Genomic DNA, 5,653 nt, shown 5'->3' with positions numbered 1-5,653 from the left:
ATACATCGAGATTTTCTACAACAGAGTACGTAGGCACTCTACACTGGGTTACAAAAGTCCAGCGGAGTACGAGCGCAAAATCACATAGTTATAGTGTCTACTTTTTGTGGGTAAGACCAGTTTTCGCAAGCAATTAACTACGAAATTCTAAGGAAAGAAAATGCAAGCCACACACATGGAGGCGGAAGCTCGATATGAATCATATCGGGAGATGGTAAGGGATTCAGTTAAGGCTGCCTTACCTTATGGAGATGCTTCAAATATCTCCCTCTCTGGGCTGAACCCAGCTGCATTGAGGCAAGCAAAATTGTGGAATGATATTCCCGAGCGTAGGGTCGATTTCAATTGGTACTCTGATTCCAATACCTATAGGAAAATGTACCCAAAGCGATTTGAGCTTGCTATTTGGTATCAAAACCGTCTTGAGTCGTTATCGCTTGGGCGGCCATCTTTTAATGGAGAGCGTTTAAGGTTAGAGCTCACAGAGCGCGTAGCTAATCACAGTATGTTAAAGGGTAGAGCTTTTTCAATTACTGAACTCTCTCTGATTGCGTATGCCAATTTGTTGGGCGCCAGCGAAATTCGCATCATGCAGCCTATAAACGAGAGTGTTATAGATTTTTACGTACAGAAAGGCTACAGCTATGTAGCAAGTACGGGAGCTGAACACTTTCCAGATTATTGTGTGAAAAAAGTATGAGTAATTCAAAAGAATTTACAGAACGCTTCAAGAAAATGAAATCTTCAATTGAGAAGAACAAAAACATTCTCAATGAAGATTTTCCAGAAGATGTAAAATCTACTGGAAATCCGGATTTCATTAAAAACCCAGAAAAATACAAGGATGATGAAGAGTGTCAAAAAGAGAAGAAGTAAAATCTATAAAAGAGGCGCAAGAGCGCCTCAAGAAAATTGTAACTCCAGAAAAGTTGGCGGTCAGGCCGAGCGTTCATCCTCCGAGCAAGAAAAAAACATAACAAACAGCGGCAGAGCGACAGCCAACGCTACGCACCTTTTGTGTTACTCGCTGTCGCTCAAACATTAACACAAAAGGCGCTCCGCGCTGGCTGCGCCTGCGCTGGGCGTTAAATTCAGGTGCCACTATGAGAGCGCTTATTGTCGCCGTTACAATTTCTATGTTTATGTCTTGCGCCAATGCTGATGAGTCCATTCTGGGTGAGTACCGTGCAGATACAAAAAGTAATTGGGGTTGGACATTATTCTTAGCCCAAGGGCATTTGGGGGAGATTGTCTCCACGCAAATGCCAAATGAATGCGATCCTTGTGAAAATGTAGAAGTAGTTGAGCGCGGCATATGGAGTAAAGGCGAGGATAAAATTACGCTAGTGTTATCTAGCGGTAAAAAGTACACGTTCAAGGTGGTAGGCGATAGTAATCTGGTTCTAGTTGAGCCGAGTTTCCCTGATATCGAACCCGGGAAGTTCGTACTACGCAAACGAATTTAACAAGGTGCGGCAGGCCGACGTCTTACTTTGCGCACTTTTTGCGCAGTCGCTACGCTCCTATTTTTGCGCAAAAAATCCACAAAGTAAGCCGCCGCTGCGCACGGCGTTATGGTGCCGGTCAGTAAAATTTGGCATTAGTGCCGCGGCAAGTTTTGCGCTTTGTTCTGGCATCTAATATTTCGCATTTTGCCAAGGCACATTCAGGCAGTTTCGTTCCTAGAGCGTTCGCTTGAGTTCATTGGGTATTGTTGTTCCGCTGCAGTGTTGTGGCGTGCCAGTAAGAAATAAAATTTGTTGGGAAAGTGAGGTATTCTTTCCCCGTCTTGTTCGGGCCGTGGCCAGCCAGGCCGTGGCTGGCAAAGTGCAAATAATGAGTTCGGAGCGCGTCAGCCATAACAATCGCAAGCAGAGGGACAGCCAACGCTATGCACATTTTGTGCGGTCGCTACGCTCCCATATTCGCACAAAATGTGCATAGCATTGTCTGCCCCTGTTGCGGGCGTTATGCATATGCAAGTAATGAGTGAATATCAAAAGGAAGTGGTTTCATACTTCGGTTATTGGCCTGTGTTCTGCGATGCTCCTATTAAGGCTTTTCGCGAAGAAGGTGGTGCTATCGAGTTGGTGTTGGAGTACATAGATTCAAATAAAAACATCCAAGGAACTGTATCTATTTCATTTTATGGAGTTACAGGAAATAGCTTATCCGAGTATGAGCCGAGTAGTGTGATAGATACTTTGAAAATACTTGAGGGTAAACAGTTCTGGGTTTCTATCGAGCCATGTTACGGTATGGGCGGTAGTTTTAAATGTACTTCTGTAGTGGCTAAGATAGAAAATGCATAACAAGTTGCTGAAGTACACTCCGGCCGCAAAAAAAACGCGGCCTCCGCGGGACAGCCTACGCTTCGCTCCGGCTGCCCCTTAGCAAAGCGTTATGAGTCCTCGAAAGCATGAAACTTTATAATCAAAAGGGAAAATGGGGAGAGTCCATATCGTTTGAGGAGCTAGAAGCTATTTCAAAATCAGCTGCTGAGGAAAACGATGATTTTACAATTGAACTGCCAAGCGAAGATATTAATATCGAAGTAAGTACAATCAATGACAAAGACCAACTTATTGTCGCTGTTTATTTCGGTTCAAATAATCTTACCCCAAAAATTTATGAACTAGAGCCCCAAAAAGTGGCGGAATTTATAGTTAGTTTGAGTAAAACATAAATAATGTACAAAACAACTCATAACAAGGCGCCCAAGTTTACTCCGGGCCTTCGGCCCTCCGCGGGACGCATTAAGCTTTGCTTAACGCGCCCCTTGGCTTGGCGTTATGCGTAAGAACGAGAAATGTCGTACTTAGCAAAAATTGAATTTCTAAAGGTAAGTGACCCGAATTGCAGGGTTAAGTACATTACCGGAATCAGGCCCACTCTCAGTTATCAAGATAATGAGTTGTGGGATTGCAGTTTACGGTTATTGGCATGTAATGAGGCCGAACCTGGAGTATCCGTCGACGCCGAGGTCCACTTTTTAAGCCCTCATGCTCATGCCGGTAAAATCGAGCATGGCCTAGCGTTCAATTTGTATGCAGGTTACTGGCACATTGCACGCGGTAAATTTATAGAGCGGAGCTAGGCACGCATAACAAGGCCGGGCAATTTGCTCCGGGCCTGCGGCCCTCCGCGGGACAGCTTACCTTGTGCACATTTTGCGCGGGTCGCTGCGCTCCCATTATCGCCCAAAAAGCGCACAAGGTAAGCTGCCCCTGCCGGCGGCGTTAACATTCGGTCATATGCGAAAAATAGCGGCATTAATATTTGGTTTTTTTGCAACCCTGGTAATTGGAGTGATCGCTATATATCTAGTAAAAACAGATAGTGATCTATGCTCTGATCCAGATTCCTGTGATAGTGGTTATTTTCATCGTGTAGAGGTTGAGAACGAGTGCACTTGTCAGTATATAGGGCAAGAATCACCAGCCTTCAAAGACGGTGTTGTTGCATGTAGTTCACTTTTTTTGGAGCAAAATTTAAGGGCTAGTTTGCCAAAGTGTGCACCGTAGCAAGCACAATGTTAACAAGGCCAGGCAGTTCGCTCCGGGCCTTCGGCCCTCCGCAGGATGGCTTACTTTGCGCACGTTTTGCGCGGTCGCTACGCTCCCATTTTCGCGCAAAAAGCGCACAAAGTAAGCCGCCTCTGCTGGCGGCGTTACGCAAGGAAGAGTAAGTGAAGAAAACGTCGAAACTGTTAGTTATACTTTATGCCATTTTTTGTTCGTCAATAGCATTGGCTAACGTCTTTAAGTGCAAGAATTCTGATGGAGGTATTACTTACCAGCAATTTCCTTGCGCCAAAGATTCAGAGCAAAATGAAATTAAAGTATCGGGAAGTGGTGGCGATGAAAGAGACACAGATTTGGATGATAAAAATTTTGTAATTTCTAAGAATAATTTGCTAGGAACTTGGACTGATTACTATCCAAGAACTGCCTATAGTAGTACGTGGACGTTCACGAGCTCAACAATGACATTCAAAAAGTATAACGGGCGAGTGATTAGTCTGCCTTATACATTAACGGAAAATAAGATAATTGTTCATCATAAAAAGAATTTTGTTAATAAAGAAGACTGGGATGAGGAGCATGATTTAGTAAGCTTCAAAGATAATATTCTTTTGTGGCGAAGCATTACAAATGTAAGGTTACATAAGGTGCTCTGAGGCACTGCGTAACAAAGCGCTGCAAAGGGACGGCTTGTTTTGTTCACTTTATGTGCAGTCGCTTTGCTCCATAATTGCACATAAACCACACAAAACAAGCCGCCCTTGAGCGCGGCGTTAAGCAATCATGAATCAAAAAATTTACGTTTCAATTCCGGCTCTACTTTTTTTGCTGTCACTTTTCATGCCAGCACTGAATGTGGCAGGTAGGCACGAGTATGGATATTCACTGTTAGCGCTAGGATGGTTTCAGTCTTACCTGTCAGTCATTGCAATAGAAAACTGGTATTCTCTCGGAATGCTAGGTTTAAAGAACCTATTTTCTTCGCTTTTCATGATTCCCCCTTGGTTCGCAAACGTTTTTATTACTCTAAGTATAGGATTTCTTGCGGCATCAAAACCCAAGATGGCATTTTCATTTAGCATCTTAGCCTCGCTATGTGTAATAACATTCTTCGCAAATCCGGTAGCTATGTTAGGTGCAGACGGAATCACCGTAGAAGTTACACCACTAATTGGAGCATATCTTTGGGCTCTATCTTCATTGTCTTGTTTTGGTCTTGTTGTACACCAGATTCGGAGAGCTCGAGAAAATGCTTAACAAAGCGCTGCAAAGGGACGGCTTACTTTGTGCACTTTATGTGCTGTCGCTTCGCTCCATAATTGCACATAAACTACACAAAGTAAGCCGCCCCTGAGCGCGGCGTTAGAAATCGTAATCGTCAAAAAATGAAAATTTATCAGCCCGCGAAGAATTCGATTCCAAAGTTTTTAGGCGTATTTGCAATCCTGTTCGGAGGCGGCGGCTTTCTTCTTCCTGGCATCACGTCAGGGAGTATAGGATTTTTGACTGCAGGGTTAATAATCACTGCAATTGGCGTGATCACATTTTTTGGTAAGGCTGAAAAATTCATCGATACAGAAAAAGGCGCTGTTATAAATTTTAAAAAATGGCTCTTTATTGAGTCAGAAACGCAGATTTCATTGAGCCTATACAAGTATGTAAGAGTAATCGAGAATTCTGATGGTCCTTCTACTGATGATCGCTCGCGCAGATTTTATGAGGTTAACTTAGTTGGAAAAAATACAACTAACGATTATTCTGGAGGTTTTGATATTAATATGTTGTTGGCAAAATATCCAAGGTCTAGTGATGGGAAGAGCGAAGCTTTGAGCTTCGCTGAAAAGGTGGCCCGCGAGGTAGGCCTACCAATGCACGCTGAGAAAAATTTCTAACAATGCGCTGCAGGCCGACGTCTAACTTTGTGCACTTTATGCGCGGTCGCTTCGCTCCCATTGTCACGCATAAAGCGCACAAAGTTAGTCGCTGCTGAGCGCGGCGTTATGCCACCGAGTTACCCACAAAAAGTAGACACCCTGTATAGTTAGGTTTCGGCCTAACACGGAGGTGCATCATGAGTAAGAAGAAGGTTGCGGCATATACGGAGGAATTCCGCCGGGAGGCGGTTCGTC

At 44.0% G+C, this 5,653-nt stretch carries 8 protein-coding genes; all 8 read left to right on the top strand.

What is annotated here, in order from left to right; translation table 11 throughout:
- Positions 1 to 88: IS3 family transposase (locus M0G74_RS18420; protein WP_348983721.1), on the top strand; the 88-nt coding region annotated here is incomplete at its 5' end.
- A 72-nt stretch (positions 89 to 160) separates the two neighbouring features.
- Positions 161 to 700 carry a hypothetical protein gene (locus M0G74_RS18105; RefSeq protein ID WP_248220191.1) on the top strand — a complete coding sequence of 180 codons (540 nt, stop codon included), beginning with the start codon at positions 161 to 163 and terminating at the stop codon, positions 698 to 700.
- Entirely contained in the window at positions 697 to 876 is a 180-nt protein-coding gene (locus M0G74_RS18100) for a hypothetical protein (RefSeq protein WP_248220189.1), read from the top strand. Before M0G74_RS18105 ends, M0G74_RS18100 begins: the two co-directional genes overlap by 4 nt.
- 227 nt (positions 877 to 1,103) lie before the next feature.
- The gene (locus M0G74_RS18095; protein ID WP_248220186.1) at positions 1,104 to 1,466 is read left to right on the top strand and encodes a hypothetical protein; all 363 of its coding nucleotides are present in this window, start codon (positions 1,104 to 1,106) and stop codon (positions 1,464 to 1,466) included.
- A gap of 510 nt (positions 1,467 to 1,976) precedes the next feature.
- The gene (locus M0G74_RS18090) at positions 1,977 to 2,312 is read left to right on the top strand and encodes an Imm50 family immunity protein (RefSeq protein ID WP_248220185.1); all 336 of its coding nucleotides are present in this window, start codon (positions 1,977 to 1,979) and stop codon (positions 2,310 to 2,312) included.
- A gap of 107 nt (positions 2,313 to 2,419) precedes the next feature.
- The gene (locus M0G74_RS18085; protein ID WP_248220184.1) at positions 2,420 to 2,686 is read left to right on the top strand and encodes a hypothetical protein; all 267 of its coding nucleotides are present in this window, start codon (positions 2,420 to 2,422) and stop codon (positions 2,684 to 2,686) included.
- 1,002 nt (positions 2,687 to 3,688) lie between these two features.
- On the top strand, positions 3,689 to 4,180 hold the full coding sequence (locus M0G74_RS18080; protein ID WP_248220183.1) for a DUF4124 domain-containing protein: 492 nt from the start codon (positions 3,689 to 3,691) through the stop codon (positions 4,178 to 4,180).
- Between the two features lie 729 nt (positions 4,181 to 4,909).
- On the top strand, positions 4,910 to 5,416 hold the full coding sequence (locus tag M0G74_RS18075) for a hypothetical protein (protein WP_248220182.1): 507 nt from the start codon (positions 4,910 to 4,912) through the stop codon (positions 5,414 to 5,416).
- Positions 5,417 to 5,653: the final 237 nt, after the last annotated feature.

Source organism: Microbulbifer sp. CAU 1566, from assembly GCF_023156515.1.
Taxonomy (GTDB): Bacteria; Pseudomonadota; Gammaproteobacteria; order Pseudomonadales; family Cellvibrionaceae; genus Microbulbifer.
The sequence above is the reverse complement of the archived record's forward strand: the minus strand, read 5'-3'. Positions and strand labels throughout refer to the sequence as shown.